This window comes from Streptomyces spororaveus, from assembly GCF_016755875.1.
Classification (GTDB): domain Bacteria; phylum Actinomycetota; class Actinomycetes; order Streptomycetales; family Streptomycetaceae; genus Streptomyces; species Streptomyces spororaveus.
Genome location: NZ_BNED01000005.1, coordinates 2,496,762 through 2,517,683, shown reverse-complemented (window position 1 = coordinate 2,517,683; position 20,922 = coordinate 2,496,762). Strand labels below are relative to the sequence as shown.

The 20,922-nt window shown below is 73.0% G+C and carries 2 protein-coding genes; both read left to right on the top strand.

The window, feature by feature from the left end; genetic code table 11:
* The first annotated feature begins 12 nt into the window (after window positions 1-12).
* Window positions 13-4,980, top strand: a complete 4,968-nt coding sequence (locus Sspor_RS13520) for a type I polyketide synthase (RefSeq protein WP_202199368.1) — start codon at window positions 13-15, stop codon at window positions 4,978-4,980.
* A gap of 320 nt (window positions 4,981-5,300) precedes the next feature.
* Entirely contained in the window at window positions 5,301-20,876 is a 15,576-nt protein-coding gene (locus tag Sspor_RS13515) for a type I polyketide synthase (RefSeq protein WP_202199367.1), read from the top strand.
* Window positions 20,877-20,922: the final 46 nt, after the last annotated feature.

Sequence of the window (20,922 nt, the reverse complement as noted above, 5' to 3'; positions counted from 1 at the left end):
GGTGAAGCGCCAGTGGCGAACGAAGCAAAGCTCCGCGAATACCTCAAGAAGGTCACGACGGATCTCGACGAGGCATACGGACGCCTGCGGGAAATCGAGAGCCAGGCCCATGAGCCCATTGCCATCACGGCGATGAGCTGCCGATTCCCGGGAGGCGTACGCTCTCCCGAAGAACTGTGGGAATTGCTCCGTACCGGTGGGGACGCGCTCACCGCATTTCCCACGGACCGCGGCTGGGACCTCGACAACCTGTTCTCGGACGACCCCGACGACCACGGCACGTCGGTCACCCGCGAGGGCGGATTCCTCGGCGAGGCCTCCTCGTTCGACGCGGGGTTCTTCGGGATCTCGCCGCGCGAGGCCATGGCGATGGACCCGCAGCAGCGGCTGCTGCTGGAAACGTCGTGGGAGGCGTTCGAGCGGGCCGGGATCGACCCGCAGGCGCTGCGTGGCAGCCAGTCCGGTGTGTTCGTCGGGATCAACGGCTCGGACTATCTGACCCCGCTGCTGGAAGCGGCCGAGGACTACGCGGGCCACCTGGGGACCGGCAACGCCTCCAGCGTGATCTCGGGCAGGCTGTCGTACACCTTCGGCCTGGAGGGTCCGGCTGTCACGGTCGACACGGCATGCTCCGCGTCGCTGGTCGCCCTGCACCTGGCCGTGCAGGCGCTGCGGGCCGGGGAATGCTCGCTGGCCGTTGCCGGTGGGGTGCATGTGATGTCCACGCCCGGACTGTTCGTCGAGTTCAGCAAGCAGCGCGGGCTGTCCACGGACGGCCGCTGCAAGGCCTTCGCGGCAGACGCCGACGGATTCGGCCCGGCGGAGGGTGTGGGCGTCCTGTTGCTGGAGCGGCTGTCGGACGCCCAGCGCAACGGGCATCCGGTGCTTGCGGTGGTCCGTGGTTCGGCGATCAACCAGGACGGTGCGAGCAATGGTCTGACGGCTCCGAACGGTCCGTCGCAGCAGCGCGTCATCCGACAGGCCCTCGCGAACGCACGGCTCTCCACCGACCAGGTCGACGTCGTGGAGGCGCACGGCACCGGCACCAGCCTCGGCGACCCCATCGAGGCCCAGGCGCTCATCGCCACGTACGGACAGGACCGCCCGGCCGATCAGCCGCTGCTGCTCGGGTCGGTCAAGTCCAACATCGGTCACACGCAGGCGGCCGCCGGTGTGGCCGGCGTGATCAAGATGGTGCTGGCGATGCAGCACGGCGTACTGCCGCAGAGCCTTCACATCGACGAGCCGTCGCCCCACGTGGACTGGGCGGCGGGTGCCGTCTCGCTGCTCACGGAGCAGACGGCGTGGCCCGAGACCACGCATCCGCGTCGTGCGGGTGTGTCGTCGTTCGGGTTCAGCGGGACGAACGCGCACGTGATCGTGGAGCAGGCTCCGGAGGCCGAGACGTCCGAGACGGCTGAGACGGTTGGCCGGTCGGGGATGCCGGTGGTGCCGTGGGTGCTGTCGGGCAAGAGTGCGGGGGCGCTGCGGGGGCAGGCGGAGCGGTTGTCGGGCTGGCTGGCGGCTGTGCCGGGTGTGGATCCGCTGGACGTGGGCTGGTCGTTGGCGTCGTCGCGTGCGGGGTTGGATCACCGGGCGGTGGTGCTGGGTGATCATGCGGCTGGTGTGGCGGCGGTGGCGTCGGGTGCGATGGCTGCGGGTGTGGTGACCGGGTCTGCTGTTGGTGGGAAGACGGTGTTCGTGTTCCCGGGGCAGGGCTCGCAGTGGGTGGGTATGGCGGAAGCGCTGTTGGACGCTTCACCGGTGTTCGCTGCGCGGGTGGAGGAGTGTGCGGGGGCGCTGGATCCGTTCACGGGCTGGTCGTTGGTGGATGTGCTGCGGGGTGTGGAGGGTTCGCCTTCGCTTGACCGGGTGGATGTGGTGCAGCCTGCGTTGTTCGCGGTGATGGTGTCGTTGGCGGAGGTGTGGCGGGCTGCTGGTGTGCGTCCGGGTGCGGTGATCGGTCATTCGCAGGGTGAGATCGCGGCCGCGTGTGTGGCGGGGATTCTGTCGCTGGAGGATGCGGCGCGGGTGGTGGCTCTGCGGAGTCAGGCGATCGGGCGGGTGCTGGCGGGTCTGGGCGGCATGGTCTCGGTGCCGTTGCCGGCGAAGGCCGTGCGGGAGCTGATCGCGCCGTGGGGTGAGGAGAGGATCTCCGTCGCCGCCGTCAACGGGCCGTCCTCGGTGGTGGTTTCGGGCGAGGTGCAGGCTCTGGAGGAGCTGCTGGCCTCGTGTGAGGCGGACGGGATCCGTGCGAAGCGGATCGCGGTGGACTATGCGTCGCATTCGGCTCAGGTGGACCTTCTTCGTGAGGAGCTTGCGGAGTTGCTGGGGCCGGTTGTTCCGCGGCCGGCTGAGGTGCCGTTCTTGTCGACGGTGACGGGTGAGTGGGTCAGTGGTCCGGAGTTGGATGCGGGTTACTGGTTCCGGAATCTGCGTCGGACGGTGGAGTTGGAGGAGGCGACGCGGACGCTGCTGGAGCAGGGTTTCGGGGTGTTCGTGGAGTCGAGTCCGCATCCGGTGTTGACGGTGGGTATGCAGGAGACGGTCGAGGATGCGGGCCGTGAGGCTGCGGTGCTGGGTTCTCTGCGGCGTGGTGAGGGTGGTCTGGAGCGTTTCTGGCTGTCGTTGGGTGCCGCGTATGTGCGTGGTGTGACGGTGGACTGGGACGCGGTGTTCGCGGGGACGGGTGCCCGGCGGGTGGATCTGCCCACCTACGCCTTCCAGTCGCAGCGGTTCTGGCCGGAGGCGGCGCCTGTCGAGGCTGTGGCGGTGTCCGCGGAGAGTGCGGTCGATGCCCGGTTCTGGGAGGCCGTCGAACGCGAAGACCTCGAAGCGCTGGCCGACACTCTCTCCCTCGACAGCCCCGACGCGATCGGCTCCTTGGGGACGGTCCTTCCCGGCCTGTCGTCGTGGCGCCGCCACAGCCGTGAGCAGTCCACCGTGGACGGCTGGCGTTACCGCGTCACCTGGAAGCGGATTGCCGAGCCGTCCCCGGCCACCCTGTCCGGCACGTGGCTGGCTGTCGTCCCCGAGTCCCGTTCCGGGGGTGCGGCCGATGACTGGACGGGTGCTGTCCTGCGTACGCTCGCCGAGCACGGCGCCGACGTCCGTACGGTGACCGTCTCCGCCGGCGCGGCCGACCGTGACGGGCTCGCCGCCACGCTCGGGGCCGCCGCGGCCGAGACCGCGCCGACCGGTGTCCTGTCCCTCCTCGCCCTCGCCGGTGAGGGTGCCTTCACCGCCGAGCTCGCCCTGTCCCAGGCGCTCGGTGACGCCGATGTGGCCGCACCCCTGTGGTGTGTCACGCGCGGCGCTGTCGCCACCGGCCGCTCCGAGCAGGTGGCCGATCCCGCTCAGGCGCTCGTCTGGGGTCTCGGGCGGGTCGCCTCCATGGAGCAGGGCGGCCGTTGGGGCGGCCTGCTCGACCTTCCCGCCGATCTCGACGGCCGGACGCTGGGCCGGCTCGTGGGTGTTCTGGCCGGTGACGGCTCCGAGGACCAGGTGGCGCTGCGCGCTTCGGGTCTCTTCGGGCGGCGTCTGGTCCACGCACCCCTCGCGGACACCGCCCCTGTACGGGAATGGCGTCCGCGGGGGACGACCCTCGTCACCGGCGGTACGGGCGCGCTGGGCGCGCACGTGGCCCGCTGGCTCGCCGGGAACGGCGCCGAGCACCTCCTCCTCGCCAGCCGCCGGGGCCCCGACGCACCCGGCGCCGCCGAACTCCGCGACGAACTCACCGCCCTCGGCGCGCAGGTCACCATCACGGCCTGCGACATGGCCGACCGGGACGCCGTCACCGCCCTCCTCGCCACCGTCCCCACCGACCAGCCCCTCACCGCGGTGGTCCATGCCGCGGCGGTCGTGGACGACGGGGTCATCGAGACGCTGACACCGGAGCAGGTGGAGGCCGTTCTGCGGGTCAAGACCGACGCGACGCTCAACCTGCACGAGCTCACCCGTGACCTCGACCTGTCGGCGTTCGTCCTCTTCTCGTCCTTCGCGGCCACCTTCGGTGCCCCCGGCCAGGGCAACCAGGCACCCGGAAACGCGTTCCTGGACGCCTTCGCCGAGTACCGCCGGGCGGCAGGGCTGCCCGCCACCTCCATCGCCTGGGGCCCCTGGGGCAGTGCGGACGGCGACGACAGTGCGGCGGGCGACCGGATGCGCCGCCACGGCATCGTCGCGATGTCGCCCGAGCGGACGCTCGCCTCGCTCCAGCACGCGCTGGACCGTGACGAAACGACCCTGACCGTCGCCGACATGGACTGGAAGCGGTTCACCCTCGCCTTCACCGCGGACCGGGACCGGCCGCTGCTCCTGGAGCTTCCCCAGGCCCGGTCCATCATCGAGAGCGCCGAGCGGGAGTCCGCCGACGACCTGGCCGGGGGAGTACCGCTCACGCAGCAGCTCGCCGGGCTGCCCGAGGTCGAACAGGAGCGGCTGCTCCTCGACCTGGTCCGCACCGCTGTCGCCGCCGTCCTCGGCCACGCCGACCTGGCCGCCGTCGAGGCGGGCCGGGCGTTCAAGGAGCTGGGCTTCGACTCGCTCACCTCGGTCGAACTGCGCAACCGGCTCGGCGCCGTGAGCGGGCTGAAGCTGCCCGCCAGCCTGGTCTTCGACCACCCGACCCCCGCCGCCGTCGCCGCGTTCCTGCGCGCCGGGATCGTGCCCGACGCGGCCGCGGGCGGCGCGCCGCTGCTGGAGGAACTCGACAAGCTGGAAGCCGTACTGGAACGGGGCACCGCCGACAACGTCGTACGGGCCCGGGTGACCATGCGGCTCCAGTCGCTCCTGGCGAAGTGGAACGAGAGCGAGGACCGGTCGGGCGCGACGGCGCGGCCGGCCACGACCGACAGCTTCGGCACAGGGGTCGGCGCGGGGCCGGCGGACGGCGTGCTGGACGACGTCGAGCAGCTCCAGGAGGCGAGCGACGAAGAACTGTTCGCCTTCATCAACAAGGGACTCGGCCGCGCCTGAGCGCAGACGGTTCCCACAGCGTCCGGGTGATCAGAACCGGGCATCGAATGGATAGGGATATTGACGACCTCCCGGTAATTGGCCAGGATGGTCAGCCCCCTCGATAATTCGCGCAAGGGCCCACTGCCCCCTGTCGCACCCCCTCACCCAGGGGTGCGTAGGGGGCAGTTAGGGGTTGTCGGGAGGATTGAGCGGCGAATAGCCTGCCGCTGATCAGTCGATTCGGTCAAGAAGAGAATCGGCTGTATACCCGATGTAATTCTCGGCTTTATGTGCACAGTTTTCCGATGCCGTCTGCTGCAAATGGGTGGTTGCGTTAAATGGCGAATGAAGAGACGCTGCGGGACTACCTGAAGCTGGTGACAGCGGATCTGCATCAGACGCGTCAGCGGCTGCGCGACGTCGAGGCGAAGAATCAGGACCCCATCGCCATCGTCGGCATGGGCTGCCGCTACCCCGGCGGTGTGACCTCGCCCGAGGAGCTGTGGCAGCTCGTCGTCGACGGCGGGGACGCCATCTCCGGCTTCCCCGCCGACCGTGGCTGGGACATGGAGACGGTCTACCACCCGGATCCCGAGCACCCCGGCACCAGCTACGCCAACCAGGGTGGTTTCGTCCGGGACTTCGCCCGCTTCGACCCGTCGCTCTTCGGCATATCGCCGCGCGAGGCCCTCGCCATGGACCCGCAGCAGCGGCTGCTGCTGGAGACCTCGTGGGAGGCGTTCGAGCGGGCCGGGGTCGATCCGACGTCGATGCGCGGCAAGCAGGTCGGCGTCTTCGTCGGCACCAGCAACCACGACTATCTGACGGCGCTGCTGAGCTCGTCCGAGAACGTGGAGGGCTACCTCGGTACCGGCAACGCGGCGAGTGTCGCCTCGGGCCGGCTTTCGTACACCTTCGGCCTCGAAGGCCCGGCCGTCACCGTCGACACCGCCTGCTCGTCTTCCTCGGTCGCCCTGCACCTCGCCGTACAGTCGCTGCGCAACGGCGAGTGCTCGCTCGCCCTCGCCGGCGGTGCGACGCTGATGTCGGCTCCCGGCACCTTCATCGACTACAGCAAGCAGCGCGGACTCGCCACCGACGGACGCTGCAAGGCGTTCTCGCCCGACGCCGACGGATTCAGCCTCGCCGAGGGCGTGGGCATCCTGCTGGTCGAGCGGCTTTCCGACGCGCGCCGCAAGGGGCATCCCGTCCTGGCCGTGATCCGTGGCTCCGCCGTCAACCAGGACGGCGCCAGCAACGGCCTGACCGCGCCCAACGGCCCGTCCCAGCAGCGCGTCATCCTCCAGGCGCTGTCCAACGCCAGGCTCACCCCCGACCAGGTCGACGCGGTCGAGGCCCACGGCACGGGCACCGGCCTCGGCGACCCGATCGAGGCGCAGGCGCTCATCGCCACCTACGGCCAGGACCGCCCCGCCGGGCGTCCGCTGTGGCTGGGTTCGCTCAAGACCAACATCGGTCACGCACAGGCCGCGGCCGGTGTCGCGGGCGTCATCAAGAGCGTCATGGCGATGCGCCACGGCGTGCTGCCGCGCACCCTGCACGTGGACGAGCCGACCCCCCACGTCGACTGGTCGGCGGGCGAGGTGTCCCTGCTCACCGAGGCACGGCCCTGGCCCCGGAACGACCAGCCGCGCCGGATCGGCGTCTCGTCGTTCGGCATGAGCGGCACCAACGCCCACATCATCCTGGAGAGCGCGGAGTCCGCCGCCGACCAGCAGCCCGACGCCGACAAGACGCCGGACGAACCGGCCGCCGGCCGGGCGAACCTGCCCGGCGTCCTTCCGGTCGTCCTGTCCGGCCGGACCGAGCCCGCCCTGCGCGCCCAGGCCGCCGCGCTGCACGCCCACCTCACGGCCCACCCCGGCCTCGGCATCGCCGACCTCGCCTTCTCCCAGGCCCTCACCCGGGCAGCGCTGGACCGTCGCGCGGCCGTCGTCGCCGAGGACCGCGACAGTCTGCTGTCGGGGCTCGCGGCCCTGGCGGAAGGGCGCCCCGGCGCCGACGTGGTCGAAGGAAGCGCCACCGACGGCAAGCTGGCGTTCCTCTTCACCGGGCAGGGGAGCCAGCGGCTCGGCATGGGCCGCGAGCTGTACGAGACGTACCCCGTCTTCGCCGGGGCCCTGGACGCCGTGTGCGAGCGGCTGGAACTGCCGCTCAAGGACGTACTGTTCGGGACCGACGGCGCCGTGCTCGACGAGACCGCCTACACCCAGCCCGCGCTGTTCGCGGTCGAGGTGGCGCTCTTCCGGCTCGTGGAGAGCTGGGGCCTGAAGCCCGACTTCCTGGCCGGTCACTCGATCGGTGAGATCGCCGCCGCGCACGTGGCCGGAGTGTTCTCGCTGGAGGACGCCTGCACCCTGGTCGAGGCGCGTGGCCGACTGATGCAGGCGCTGCCGGCCGGTGGCGTGATGATCGCCGTCGAGGCGTCGGAGGACGAGGTCCTGCCGCTGCTCACCGACCGGGTGAGCATCGCCGCCGTCAACGGGCCCCGGTCGGTCGTCGTCGCCGGTGACGAGGCCGACGCGGTCTCCGTCGCGGAGGCCTTCGAAGCCCAGGGTCGCAAGACCAAGAAGCTGGCCGTCAGCCACGCCTTCCATTCGCCGCACATGGACGGCATGCTCGACGCCTTCCGCGAGATCGTCGAGGGGCTCTCGTACGAGTCTCCGCGTATCCCCGTCGTCTCCAACCTCACCGGAGGCCTCGTCTCCGACGAGATGAGCTCACCCGACTTCTGGGTCCGGCACGTCCGCGAAGCCGTCCGGTTCCTCGACGGAATCCGCTGGCTGGAGAGCCGCGGCGTCACCACCTACATCGAACTGGGCCCCGGCGGCGTCCTGTCCGCCCTCGGCCAGGACTGCCAGACCGCGACCGGCCCCCGCGCGGCGGCCTTCCTTCCCGCGCTGCGTACCGGCCGCCCCGAGGCGGCCTCGCTGACCGCGGCCGTGGCAGGCGCCCACGTACGCGGCCTCTCCCCGGACTGGGCCGCCCGCTTCTCCGGCATCGGCGCACACCGCGTCGAGCTGCCCACGTACGCCTTCCAGCGCGAGCTGTACTGGCCCCGCGACCCCTTCACCGACCTGGCCGAACCGGTCGGCGGCGGTGAACTGGGCGCTACCGACGCCAAGTTCTGGGAAGTCGTCGACAGCGAGGACCTCGCCGCGCTCGCCGACACCCTCGGGGTCGACGGCGACGAGCCCCTCAGCAGCGTGCTGCCCGCGCTCTCCGCCTGGCACCGCCGCCACCGCGACCGCGACACCGTGGACGGCTGGCGCTACCGCCTGACCTGGAAGCCGCTGACGGACGCCACGCCCACGCCCCCCTCCGGGCACTGGCTGCTGGTCGTACCCGCCGAGCACGCCGACGACCCCTGGGCCGTCGCCGCCGAGCAGGCCCTGACAGCGCGCGGCGTCACCGTGAGCACCGTCGTGCTCGACGCGACCCTCGACGACCGTGCCGCCACCGCCCGCCGGATCGGCGAGGCCCTCGCCGTGCCCGCCGCCACCGAACCGCTCGCAGGCGTGCTCTCGCTGCTCGCCCTGGACGAGCGGCCGCACCCCACGGACCCGGCACTGCCCGCAGGGCTGGCCGCAACGGCCGCCCTCGTACAGGCGCTCGGCGACGCGGGCGTGGAAGCCCCGCTGTGGGCCGCCACCTGCGGCGCGGTCTCCACCGGCCGCACCGACCGGCTCTCCAGCGTCGCCCAGGCGCAGGTCTGGGGCCTCGGCCGCACCGCCTCCCTCGAACTTCCCCTGCGCTGGGGCGGCCTCGTCGACCTGCCCCGGACCCCCGACGAGCGGGCCGCGGGCCGGCTCGCCGACGTCCTCGGCGGACTCGGCGGACTCGACGGACGCGGCACCGAGGACCACCTCGCCGTGCGCTCGACCGGCGTCTTCGTCCGCAGGCTGGCCCGCGCCACCCGGGACGAACGCCCCGTCACCGCATGGGCCACCACCGGCACGGCACTCGTCACCGGCGGCACGGGCGCGCTCGGCCGCCATGTCGCCCGCTGGCTCGCCCGAGCCGGGGCGGAGCATCTGCTCCTGGTCAGCAGGCGCGGCCCGGAAGCCGAGGGAGCCGACGCACTCGCCGCCGAACTGCGCGCACTGGGCGCCGAGGTCACCATCGCCGCCTGCGACGTCGCCGACCGCGACGCCGTCTCGGCCCTGCTCGCCGGTCTCCCGGCCGAGCACCCGCTGACCACCGTCGTCCACGCCGCCGGCGTACTCGACGACGGAGTCCTGGACGCCCAGACACCGCAGCGCCTCGCGGGAGTCCTGCGCCCCAAGGCCCACGCGGCACAGGTCCTGCACGAGCTGACCCGCGACCTGGACCTCTCCGCGTTCGTCCTCTTCTCCTCCGTCGCCTCCGCCTTCGGTGCCGCCGGACAGGCCAACTACGCCGCCGCGAACGCGGCCCTGGACGCCCTCGCCGAGCAGCGCCGCGCCGACGGCCTGCCCGCCACCGTGCTGGCCTGGGGTGCCTGGGCCGAAGGCGGCATGGCCACCGACGAACTCGTCGCCGAGCGCCTGCGGCTCGCCGGACTGCCCGCCCTCGCCCCCGAACTGGCCCTGTCCGCGCTGCACATGGCGCTCTCCCTGGACGAGACCGCGTCCCTCGTCGCCGACATCGACTGGGAGCGTCTGGCCCCCGGCCTCACCGCCGTACGCCCCTGCCCGCTGATCGCCGACCTCCCCGAGGCCGTGCGCGCCCTCGCCGGAGCCGAGGCGTCCGCCGGGTCCGGCGGGTCCGGCGGCGGCGCCGACACCTTCGCGCGGCAGCTGGCCGACGCCCCCGCCGGTGAACGCGATCAGCTCGCGCTGGAGTTCGTACGCACCCAGGTCGCGGCCGTACTCGGCTACGCCGGACCCGAATCCGTCGACCCGGGCAGCGCCTTCCGGGACCTCGGCTTCGACTCGCTCACCGCGGTCGAGATCCGCAACCTCCTCACCTCCCGGACGGGCCTGCGCCTGCCGGCGACGCTGATCTTCGACTACCCCAACTCCCTCTCCCTGGCCGCCTTCCTGCACGCCGAACTGCTCGGCTCGCAGGTGACGGACCCCGCCCGCCGCACCCCTGCGGGCGCGGGTACCGCCACCGACGACGACCCCATCGCGATCGTCGCGATGAGCTGCCGCTTCCCCGGCGGCGTACAGACCCCGGAAGACCTCTGGCAGCTCCTCGCCACGGGCCGTGACGCGATCTCGGGCTTCCCCGGCGACCGCGGCTGGGACCTCGACGGGCTGTACGACCCCGAGTCCGCCGCCGAGAACACCAGCTACGTCCGCGAGGGCGGGTTCCTCGCCGGTGCCACCGACTTCGACCCCGGATTCTTCGGGATCTCGCCGCGCGAGGCCCTCGCCATGGACCCGCAGCAGCGCCTGCTGCTCGAAACCTCGTGGGAGGCCTTCGAGCGTGCCGGAATCGACCCCGCCACCGTGCGCGGCGAACAGATCGGCGTCTTCACCGGCACCAACGGACAGGACTACCTCAACGTCATCCTGGCCGCACCCGACGGTGTCGAGGGCTTCCTCGGTACGGGCAACGCGGCGAGCGTGGTCTCCGGCCGCATCTCCTACGTCCTCGGCCTGGAGGGCCCGGCGGTCACGGTCGACACGGCGTGCTCGTCGTCGCTGGTCGCCCTGCACTGGGCGATCCAGGCCCTGCGCCAGGGCGAGTGCAGCATGGCCCTGGCGGGCGGTGTGACCGTCATGTCCACACCTGCCTCCTTCGTCGACTTCAGCCGTCAGCGTGGGCTGGCGGAGGACGGCCGTATCAAGGCGTTCGCGGCGGCCGCGGACGGTACCGGCTGGGGTGAGGGCGTCGGCATGCTCCTCGTGGAGCGGCTCTCGGACGCCCGCAGGAACGGTCACCCGGTCCTGGCGATCGTGCGGGGTTCGGCGATCAACCAGGACGGCGCCAGCAACGGCCTGACCGCGCCGAACGGCCCCTCGCAGCAGCGCGTCATCCGTGCGGCGCTGGCGAGCGCGGGCCTCTCCGCCGCCGACGTGGACGCGGTCGAGGCGCACGGCACCGGTACGAAGCTCGGCGACCCGATCGAGGCGCAGGCACTCCTCGCCACGTACGGCCAGGACCGCCCGGCCGACCGGCCGCTGCTCCTCGGCTCGATCAAGTCGAACCTCGGCCACACGCAGGCCGCCGCCGGTGTCGCGGGCATCATGAAGATGGTCCTCGCCATGCAGCACGGAGTGCTGCCGCAGACCCTGCACGTGGACGAGCCGACCCCGCACGTGGACTGGTCGGCGGGCGATGTCGCCCTGCTGGCCGATGCCATGGAGTGGCCCGAGACCGGGCGTCCGCGCCGGGCGGGCGTCTCGTCGTTCGGCATCAGCGGCACCAACGCCCACACCATCATCGAACAGGCACCGGACACCGCGGCGTCCGTTCCGCCCGTACCGGCCACGCCTGCACGGGCCGACGGCCCGCTGCCGTGGCTCCTCTCGGCGAAGAGCCAGGACGCACTGCACGACCAGGCGCGCCGCCTGCACGCGCACGTGGACCTGCACCCCGAACTGAGCCCCGCCGACCTCGGACTCTCCCTGGCGGTCGGCCGCTCGGCGTTCGAGCGGCGCGCGGCTGTGGTCGCCGCCGACCGCGAGGGGCTGCTGGCCGGCCTCGCGACGCTGGCGGACGGCGGCTCGGCCGCAGGGCTGGTGGCGGGCTCACCGGTCGCCGGGAAGCTGGCGTTCCTGTTCACGGGGCAGGGGAGTCAGCGGCTGGGGATGGGCCGTGAGCTGTACGACACGTACCCGGCGTTCGCGGACGCGCTCGACGCGGTCTGCGCGCATGTGGACGCGCACCTCGAAGTTCCGCTGAAGGATGTGCTGTTCGGTGCGGATGCTGCGGCGCTGGATGAGACGGCGCTGACGCAGCCGGCTCTCTTCGCGGTTGAGGTGGCGCTGTTCCGGCTGGTCGAGTCGTGGGGTGTGAAGCCGGACTTCCTGGCCGGTCATTCCATCGGCGAGATCGCTGCCGCGCATGTGGCGGGTGTCTTCTCGCTGGAGGACGCCTGTGCTCTGGTGGCGGCTCGTGGGCGTTTGATGCAGGCGCTGCCGGGCGGTGGCGTGATGATCGCGGTGCAGGCGTCGGAGGACGAGGTTCTTCCGCTGCTGACCGAGCGCGCGAGTATCGCCGCGATCAATGGCCCCCAGTCGGTCGTGATCGCGGGTGACGAGTCGGACGCGGTGGCGATCGCCGAGTCCTTCACCGACCGGAAGTCCAAGCGACTCACGGTCAGTCACGCCTTCCACTCGCCTCACATGGACGGCATGCTCGACGCCTTCCGCGAGATCGTCGAAGGTCTGTCCTACGAGGCTCCGCGCATCCCGGTCGTCTCGAACCTCACCGGCGCCCTCGTCACCGACGAGATGGGCTCGGCGGACTTCTGGGTCCGGCACGTCCGTGAGGCCGTCCGCTTCCTGGACGGGATCCGGGCCCTGGAGGCTGCGGGTGTCACCACGTACGTCGAGCTCGGCCCCGACGGCGTCCTGTCGGCTCTCGCGCAGGAGTGCGTGACCGGCGAGGACTCCGTCTTCGTCCCCGTCCTCCGCAAGGCCCGCCCCGAGCCCGAGACGGTCACCACGGCTCTCGCGACGGCCCATGCCCACGGCGTCCCGGTCGACTGGCAGGCCTTCTTCGCCGGTACCGGCGCCCAGCGCGTGGACCTGCCCACCTACGCCTTCCAGCGCCAGCGCTACTGGCCGGCCGTCTCCTCCCTCTACCTCGGCGACGTCGAGGCGATCGGGCTCGACGACACCGCGCACCCGCTGCTCAGCGCGGGTGTCGCCCTGCCCGAGTCCGGCGGCATGGTGTTCGCCGGGCGACTCGCGCTCTCCACCCACCCCTGGCTCGCCGACCACACCATCCTCGGCAGCGTCCTGCTGCCCGGTACGGCCTTCGTCGAGCTCGCCACCCGCGCCGGCGACCAGGTCGGCTGCGACTACCTGGAAGAACTGACCCTCGAAGCGCCCCTCGTCCTGCCCGAACACGGCGGCGTCCAGCTGCGCGTATGGGTCGGCGCCGCCGACGAGGCGGGCCGACGGCCCTTCGCCCTGCACTCCCGGGCCGAAGGCCTGCCGGTGGAGGAGCCGTGGACGCGGCACGCCGGCGGTGTACTCGCCGAAGGCGGGCGGCCCCCGGCCTCCTTCGACCTTTCGGCCTGGCCCCCGGCCGGTGCCGTCGAGGTGGAGCTCGACGGGCGCTACGACGAGCTCGACGGCATCGGTTTCGCCTACGGCCCCACCTTCCGTGGCCTGCGTACGGCCTGGCAGCTCGACGGTGAGATCTACGCCGAGGTCAGGCTGCCCGAGGGCGCCGAGGACGTGGCGGGCCGGTTCGGCCTGCACCCGGCACTGCTCGATGCGGCACTGCACGCCATCGGGCTGGGCGGCCTCGGCGCCGACGACGGCCAGGGGCGGCTTCCCTTCGCCTGGACCGGGGTGTCGCTGCACGCGGGCGGGGCTGCCGCCCTGCGGGTCCACCTCGCTCCGGCGGGTGCCGAGGGCGTCCGGCTGGAGATCGCGGACGCCTCGGGCGCACCGGTCGCGGCCGTCGAGTCGCTCGGGCTGCGTCCGGTGACGGCCGATCAGCTCCGTGCCGCTCGTGCCACGTACCACGAGTCCGTGTTCCGTCAGCAGTGGAGCGAGCTGCCGGGTCTCGGCGCTCCGGCCGCGGCGACCGCCGTCCGGTACGCCTTCCTCGGCGGCGACGGCGTAGCCACCGCGGACCGCTACCAGGACCTGGCGGCGCTCGCCGCCGCGGTCGACGCCGGAGGGCCCGTACCGGACGAGGTGGTCGTCGAACTCGCACCCGCGCCCGGGGCCCTTTCGGCCCCGGCCGTGCACAGCGCCGCCCACGACGCTCTGGCACTCGCCCAGAGCTGGCTCTCGGACGAGCGGTTCGCCGCCGCACGCCTGGTGTTCGTCACCCGTGGCGCGGTGGCCGCCGACCCGGCCGACGACGTGACCGACCTCGCCGCCGCCACCGTGTGGGGCCTGCTGCGGTCCGCGCAGACGGAGAACCCCGGCAGGATCGCCCTCGCCGACACCGACGGCCACGACCGGAGCGACCAGGCCTTGCGGGCAGCGCTCACCTCCGACGAGGAGCGGTTCGCGCTGCGCGCCGGAACGGTCCTCGTGCCCCGGCTCGCCCGGGTCGAGGCCCAGCAGGACGACTCCGCCCGGACACCGGCCTTCGTGCCCGGCGGCACGGTGCTGATCACCGGAGCCACCGGAGCGCTGGGCGGTCTCGTCGCCCGGCACCTCGCCGCCGAGCACGGTGTGGAGCGGCTCCTCCTCGTCGGCAGGCGCGGGGCCGACGCCCCCGGTGCGGCCGAACTCGTCGCCGAACTGGCCGAGTCGGGTACCCGGGCCACCTGGGCGGCGTGCGATGTCGCCGACCGGGACGCGCTCGCGGCGCTGCTCGCCGACGTTCCCGCCGAGCACCCGCTGACCGCGGTCGTCCACACGGCCGGAGTCCTCGACGACGGTGTCATCACCTCGCTGACGCCCGACCGGCTGTCGGCCGTGCTGCGGCCCAAGGTGGACGCGGCCTGGAACCTGCACGAGCTGACCCGCGGCCTCGATCTCTCCGCGTTCGTACTCTTCTCCTCCACCTCCGGCCTCTTCGGCGGCCCCGGGCAGGGCAACTACGCAGCCGCGAACTCCTTCCTGGACGCCCTCGCCCAGCACCGCCGCGCCCACGGGCTCCCCGCGACCTCGACGGCCTGGGGCCTGTGGTCCGTCGCCGACGGCATGGCCGGCGCCCTGGACGCGGCCGACGTCAACCGCATGCGCCGGGCCGGACTGCCGCCGCTGACGGCCGCCGACGGCCTCGGCCTGTTCGACACGGCGGTCTCCCTCGACGACGCCTGCGTGGCCCTCATGCGGGTGGACACCGAAGCCCTGCGCACCCAGGCCGCGGCCGGCACCGTCGCGCCGCTGCTGCGCGGTCTCGTACGGGGCGTGGCCCGCCGGTCGGTCGACGCGTCGGCCGGTGCCGGTGCCGCCGACTCGGAGCTGCGCGGCAGGCTGGCGGGGCTCTCCGCGGCCGAGCAGGACCGGGCGCTGCTGGACCTGGTACGTACGCAGGTCGCGGCGGTCCTCGGACACGCAGGACCCGCGGCCGTCGAGTCGGGACGGGCCTTCAAGGAGCTCGGTTTCGACTCGCTCACCGCGGTGGAGCTGCGCAACCGGCTGAACGCCGCCACCGCTCTGCGCCTGCCCGCGACCCTGATCTTCGACTACCCGGACCCGACCGTTCTCGCCCGGCACCTGCGTGCCGAGCTGATCGGCGACGACACGACGGCCGCCGTGGCCGAGCCGCTCCCGGCCGTCGCCGACGACGAGCCCATCGCCATCGTCGCCATGAGCTGCCGCTACCCCGGTGACGTACGCACCCCCGAGGACCTGTGGCAGCTCCTGACGGCGGGCGCCGACGGCATCACCCGGCTCCCCGAGAACCGGGGCTGGGACACCGAGGGGCTGTACGACCCGGACCCGGAGAGCCAGGGCACCTCGTACGCCCGCGACGGCGGATTCCTGCACGACGCGGCCGAGTTCGACGCCTCCTTCTTCGGGATCTCGCCGCGTGAGGCCCTCGCCATGGACCCGCAGCAGCGGCTCCTCCTGGAGACGACGTGGGAGGTCTTCGAACGGGCCGGCATCGCGCCGTCCTCGGTACGAGGCAGCCGGACGGGCGTCTTCGCGGGTGTCATGTACCACGACTACGGCGCACGCCTGCACGCCGTGCCCGACGGCGTCGAGGGCTACCTCGGCACCGGCAGCTCCAGCAGCATCGTGTCGGGCCGTGTCGCCTACACCTTCGGCCTCGAAGGCCCGGCGGTCACCGTCGACACGGCCTGCTCGTCGTCACTGGTCGCCCTGCACCTCGCGGCCCAGGCGCTGCGCAACGGCGAGTGCTCGCTCGCCCTCGCGGGCGGCGTCACCGTGATGTTCACGCCCGGCACGTTCATCGAGTTCAGCCGTCAGCGCGGCCTGGCCGCCGACGGCCGCTGCAAGTCCTTCGCGGCCGCGGCCGACGGCACGGGCTGGGGCGAGGGCGCGGGCATGCTCCTGCTGGAGCGGCTCTCCGACGCCCGCCGCAACGGCCACCAGGTCCTCGCGGTCGTCCGCGGCTCGGCCGTCAACCAGGACGGCGCCAGCAACGGTCTCACCGCGCCGAACGGCCCCTCGCAGCAGCGCGTCATCCGGCAGGCCCTCGCCAACGCCGGTGTCGCCGCAGGACACGTCGACGCCGTCGAGGCCCACGGCACCGGTACCACCCTCGGCGACCCCATCGAGGCGCAGGCTCTGCTCGCGACCTACGGCCAGGAGCACACCGACGACCGGCCGCTGCTCCTCGGCTCGGTGAAGTCCAACCTCGGTCACACGCAGGCCGCCTCGGGCGTCGCCGGCGTCATCAAGATGGTCATGGCGATGCGGCACGGTGTGCTGCCGAAGACCCTGCACGTGGACGAGCCGACCCCGCACGTGGACTGGTCGGCGGGCGCGGTCTCGCTCCTCACCGAGGAGACGGCCTGGCCCGAGACCGGCCGTCCGCGCCGCGCGGGCGTCTCGTCCTTCGGTATCAGCGGTACCAACGCGCACGCCATCATCGAGCAGGCCCCGGAGCCGGACCAGGCCCAGGCGAAGGCACGGCCCGCGGCGGACGGCGGGGAGCCGTCACCCGTGCCGCTGATCGTGTCCGCCCGAGGCGAGGACGCGCTCCGCGCCCAGGCCCGCCGGCTCCACGCCCACGTCCACGCCGACCCCGGCCTGCGCGCCGTCGACCTCGGACTGTCCCTCGCGACCACCCGCTCCGCCCTGGAACAGCGCGCGACGCTGGTGGCCGGCGACCGCACGGAACTGCTGCGCTGCCTGGACGCCCTGGCCCGTGGCGAGGACGCCGCGGGACTGGTGCGCGGCACCGCCCGCGAAGGGCAGGTGGCGTTCCTGTTCACCGGTCAGGGCAGCCAGCGGCCGGGCATGGGATACGAGCTGTACCGCACGTATCCCGTCTTCGCGGACGCGCTCGACGCAGTGTGCGGCGAACTGGACCGGCACCTCGAAGTACCGCTCAAGGACGTGCTGTTCGCGGCCGAGGGCGACCTCGTGAACCAGACCGCCTACACGCAGCCCGCACTGTTCGCCGTCGAGGTGGCCCTGTTCCGGCTCGTGGAGAGCTGGGGCGTACAGCCCGACTTCCTGGCCGGTCATTCGATCGGCGAGATCACCGCCGCACATGTGGCGGGTGTCCTCTCGCTCCAGGACGCCAGTGAACTGGTCGCGGCGCGTGGGCGGTTGATGCAGGCACTGCCGGCCGGTGGTGTGATGATCGCCGTGCAGGCGTCGGAGGACGAGGTCCTGCCGCTGCTGACCGAGCGCGTGAGCATCGCCGCGATCAACGGGCCCAAGTCGGTCGTGATCGCGGGCGACGAGGCCGACGCGGTCGCGATCGCCGGGTCCTTCACCGGGCGCAAGACGAAGCGGCTCACCGTCAGCCACGCGTTCCACTCGCCGCACATGGACGGCATGCTCGCCGACTTCCGCAAGGTCGCCGAGGGTCTCGTCTACGGCAGCCCGCGCATTCCGGTCGTCTCGAACCTCACCGGGGCGCTGGTCTCGGACGAGATGGGCTCGGCCGACTTCTGGGTCCGGCACGTCCGCGAAGCCGTCCGCTTCCTCGACGGCATCCGCACACTGGAAGCCGCGGGCGTCACCACGTACATCGAGCTCGGCCCCGACGGCGTCCTCTCCGCCCTGGCCCAGGAGTGCGTGACCGGTGAGGACGCGGTCTTCGTTCCCGTACTGCGCACCGGCCACCCCGAGGCCGGGACCGCCACCGCCGCCGTTGCCCGCGCCCACGTCCAGGGCGTGCCCGTGGACTGGCAGGCGTACTTCTCCGGTACCGGCGCCCGGCGCGTCGACCTGCCCACCTACGCCTTCCAGCGCAAGCGCTACTGGCTCGACGTCGGCGTCTCCGTCGAGGACGTGATGGCGGCCGGCCTCGACTCGGCCGACCACCCCCTGCTGGGTGCCACTGTCGCCCTGCCCGCGTCCGACGGGCTGGTCCTCACCGGACGCCTCGCGCTGTCCACGCACCCCTGGCTGAGCGATCACACCGTCATGGACACCGTCCTGCTGCCCGGCACGGCCTTCGTCGAACTGGCCCTGCGGGCCGGTGAACAGGTCGGCTGCGACACCGTCGAGGAGCTGGCCGTCGAAGCCCCGCTCACTCTCGCCGACCAGGGCGCCGTCCAGTTCCAGCTGGCCGTGGACGCGCCGGACGACGCCGGGCGCCGGACCATGACCCTGCACTCCCGCCGCGCCGAGGCCCCGGCCGAGGAGCCGTGGACCCGGCACGCCACCGGCGTTCTCGCACCCGCCGCGTCCGCCGGGCCCGCCCGCCCCTTCGACCTGGCCCCATGGCCGCCGGCCGACGCGGAGCCCGTGCCCACCGACGCGTTCTACCCGGCCGCGGCCGCGGCCGGCCTCGGCTACGGACCCGTCTTCCAGGGTCTGCGCGCCGCCTGGCGGCGCGGCGACGAACTGTTCGCCGAGGTCGCACTCGACGAGGAGTACGAGGGTGACGCCGCCGCCTACGGCGTGCACCCCGCCCTGCTCGACGCGGCCCTGCACGCCATCGGCCTCGGAGCACCCGGCGCGCCCGCCGACGCCCCGGCCGAAGGCGCCCGGCTGCCGTTCGCCTGGACCGGCGTACGCATGTACGCGGCCGGCGCCGCGGGCATCCGCGTCCGGCTGACCGCCGCCCCCTCCGGTGGCATCGCCCTGGACGTGGCCGACTCCACCGGCGCGCCGGTGGCCTCCGTCGAGTCCCTGATCCTGCGCCCGGTCTCGGCGGAGCAGCTCGGCGCGGACCGGGCCGTGCACCACGAATCGCTCTTCGGCGTGGAGTGGGCCAGGCTGCCCGTCCCCGTCGGTGCGATCCCCTCCGGCGAACGCTGGGCCGTACTCGGCGAGGACGAGCCGGACCTCAGGGTCGGCGGGGACCGCCTCGACACGTACAGCGGCCTCACGGCGCTGCGCGAGGAGCTCGCCGCGGGCGCCACGGCGCCGGACGTCGTCGTCGTACCCCTGGCCTTCGCGGCCTCCGGCAGCGGACGTGCGGCGACCGCCCGGGCCGCCGCGCACCACGCGCTCGCCCTGGTCAAGGAGTGGCTGGCCGACGAGCGGCTCGACGGCTCGCGGCTCGTACTGCTGACGCGGGGCGCGGTGGCCGCCGTACCCGACGAGCACGTGACCGATCTGACCCACGCCCCGGTGTGGGGCCTCGTACGGTCCGCGCAGTCGGAGAACCCCGGCCGGTTCGTGCTCGCCGACACCGACGGCACCGACGCCTCGTTCGGGGCGCTGGCCGCCGCACTGGCGACCGACGAGCCGCAGCTCGCCCTCCGGTCCGGAGAGGCACACGCCTTCCGCCTGCGCCGCATCGCCCGTACCGCGGCCGGAGCGGCCGGAGCGGCCGACGCGGTCGGCGGCACCGGCGAGGACGACCACAGGAAGATCGACAGCGACGGCACGGTCCTGATCACCGGCGCGAGCGGCACCCTCGGCGGACTCTTCGCCCGCCACCTGGCCGCCGCACACGGCGCACGGCACCTGCTGCTGCTGAGCCGCCGCGGGGACGAAGCCCCCGGGGCCGGGAAGCTGACCCGCGAGCTCACCGAGTCGGGCGTGGACGTGACCTGGGCGGCCTGCGACGCGGCCGACCGGGACGCGCTCGCCGCCGTACTCGCGTCGATCCCGGCCGACCGGCCGCTGACGGCGGTCGTCCACACGGCCGGCGTACTCGACGACGGCATCATCGACTCCCTCACGCCCGAGCGCCTCGACACCGTGCTGCGGCCCAAGGTCGACGCGGCCTGGAACCTGCACGAGCTGACCGAGGGCCGAGAACTCTCCGCCTTCGTCCTCTTCTCCTCGGTCGCCGGCTGCTTCGGCGCCGCGGGCCAGGGCAACTACGCGGCGGCGAACTCCTTCCTGGACGCCCTCGCCCAGCACCGCACGGCCCGCGGCCTCACCGCCAGTTCCCTCGCCTGGGGCCTGTGGGAGGCGACGGACGGCATGGCCGGCGCGCTCGACGACGCCGACCTGACCCGCATGGCCCGCTCCGGCGTGGCCGCGCTCGCCCCCGACGAGGGCCTGGCCCTCTTCGACGCCTCCCGCACCCTGGACGACGCGGTCCTCGTACCCATGCGGATCGAACTGGGCGCCCTGCGCGCCCAGGCCGCCGACGGCACACTGCCGCCGCTGCTGCGCGGACTGGTACGCACTCCCGCACGCCGGGCCGCCGACTCCGGAGCACGCACCGGAACGCGCCACGGCACCGACCCGGCGGGCTCCCTCGAAGAGCGCCTCGCCGGACTCTCGGCCACCGAACGCGACCAGGCCCTCATGGAGCTGGTCCGCACACAGGTGGCCGCGGTCCTGGGCTACGGGGGGCCCGACGACGTCGACGCCGGACGGGGCTTCCTCGACCTGGGCTTCGACTCGCTCACCGCCGTCGACCTGCGCAACCGCCTCACGGCGAGCTCCGGACTCCGGCTGCCCGTCACGCTGATCTTCGACTATCCGTCCCCCACCGCGCTCGCCGCGTACCTCGGCGAACGCCTCGGCCAGGGCGACCCGTCCCGTCGGCCCGTCCACGCGGAACTCGACAAGCTCGAATCGATCCTCTCGACGGTCGGCCCCGACGACGTCGAACGCGCGGGCATCACCGCCCGGCTGCGAGACCTTCTGGCGAAGTGGAATGAAACGCACAGTGCACAGGACAGCGCCGCCGAACAGCGGGAAATCCAGTCCGCGACGGCCGACGAGATCTTCGATCTCCTCGACGACGAACTGGGTCTGTCCTGACCGGCTTCCGTCCGGCACCCACCTTCCGATCCACCGGCTCCGCGCG